The following is a 1,725-nucleotide window of genomic DNA, read 5'->3' as shown; positions in this document are numbered from 1 at the left end:
ATGTTGACCTTCAGGTCGGGGTACATCTCCTTGAGCTTGCGCAGCTGCTCGAAGTTGCCGCGCAGGTCCTGGCCGGGGTCGTCGGCGGCGCCGTCGACGCTGTTCTCCGCGCTGGTGGGCGTCCCGTAGTCGGCGCGGGCCTCACCCAGGCCCTCCTCGTCGGTCATGAGGCACTCGCCGTCGGCGTCGATGTTGCCGAAGGCGTAGTTGATGTGCGTGAGCCGCGCGGCGGTGCCGGAGGTGACGAGGTCGCGGACGCGGTAGCCGTGGTCCTCCGCGCTCCACTGGGGGAGGTAGGCGACACTGAGACGGTCGTGGTCGGGGCCGGTGTCGCCGTCGCACGGGACGCCGTTGACGAGGCACAGGACGGGGGCGGTCGCTCCGTCCTCGTGCAGGCCGTTGAACCCGAAGCCGTAGCTGCCCCCAGCCGGGATCGTGGCACCCCAACGCGGCGGGGTGACCGTGTACCCGCCGTCCGACTCCGCCAGGTCCGCGTTCCACATCTCGTGGACGCTGCTGCCGTCGGGGAGGTCGAAGCGGATCGTCCAGTCGGTGACCGGGACGTCAGAGGTGTTGGTCACCGTGACCTGGCCGCTGTACCCGGTGTTCCACCGCGCGGACTCCGCGAAGACGACTGTCAGGTCGCCCGGCTCGGCGGCGGAGGTCTCGTCGGCGGACGCGGGCGTGGCCGCCAGGGCGAGGGGCGCCGTCAGGGCGGCGGCGGACAGGGCCGCCAGCGGGCGGCTGGATCGTCGTGTACTCACGGGTTGGATCTCCTGTGGGGCTGGGGGTGATCACACGCGGCCCCATGGGGGCTGGATGTGACCTGAGCCACGGGCGGATCAACTATTAGGAAACTTAACTAACAATTCTTCGTGTCGTCAAGGAACACTGTGTGATTCATGGTCACGCAGAGCACGAATGGTGCTCGTGAGGAGAACCCGACCAGCGTGGGGGCCGGACCAGTGGCCGGAAGGGGAATCGTGTCCCCTTCCGGCCACCGCCATCCCTTGACGTCAGCCGCCCCCGTCGTGCCGGGCGGTCTCCGAGGGGTGGGTCAGGACGCCAACGCCGCGTCGACCGCGTTCATCAGCGTGCCGTTGGCGTCGTCACCGTCGATGGACCAGATCATGACGCCGCCCAGGCCCTGGGCCTGCGCCCAGTCGGTCTTCTGGGTCAGCGCGATCTCGTCGTCGTAGGTCCAGAAGGTGTTGCCGTCGTACAGCCAGGCGGCGCCATGGGTCTCGTCCCGGTGCAGGGTGAAGCCCGGCAGGTCCTTGATCACCTTCCAGTCGTCGATGCCCTGCTCGTAGGTGCCGGGCGCGGGGCCGGTCGCGCTCTGGAAGAGGCCGTCCCCGTTCGGGCCGGGGTCGACGCCGGTCCAGCCGCGGCTGTAGAAGGGCAGGCCGAGGACCATGTCGGCGGGGTCGACGCCCCGGCTGACGTACTCCTGGATCGCGATCTCGCTGGAGAACTGCCGCGGGCTCGGATCGTTCTGGTCGAACACCAGGTTGGACTGGTGGGCCGTGGCGTTCTCCCAACCGCCGTGGTAGTCGTAGCCCTGCACCGTGACGAAGTCGAAGTTGGGCATCAGCTGGCCCATCTGGAAGCCGGCCTCGACCTTCTCCGGGTCGGCGGGCAGGAACGCGGTCAGCTCGTAGGGCTGGCCGGTCTCGGTCTCCAGGGCGTCGAGCTGGGTGCGGAACTCCTGGACGAGGGCGGTGA

Annotated in this window: 2 protein-coding genes; both read right to left on the bottom strand. The window is 69.1% G+C overall.

Annotation, left to right across the window (positions count from 1 at the left end; genetic code table 11):
• Window positions 1–764: cellulose binding domain-containing protein (locus D471_RS0132185; RefSeq protein ID WP_017602417.1), on the bottom strand; the 764-nt coding region annotated here is incomplete at its 3' end.
• Between the two features lie 293 nt (window positions 765–1,057).
• Window positions 1,058–1,725 (bottom strand): glycoside hydrolase family 18 protein (locus D471_RS0132180; protein ID WP_017602416.1); only part of this gene is annotated, 668 nt, incomplete at its 5' end.

The organism is Nocardiopsis lucentensis DSM 44048, from assembly GCF_000341125.1.
In the GTDB taxonomy this organism is placed as follows: domain Bacteria; phylum Actinomycetota; class Actinomycetes; order Streptosporangiales; family Streptosporangiaceae; genus Nocardiopsis; species Nocardiopsis lucentensis.
This window is presented reverse-complemented; position numbering and strand designations above follow the sequence as displayed.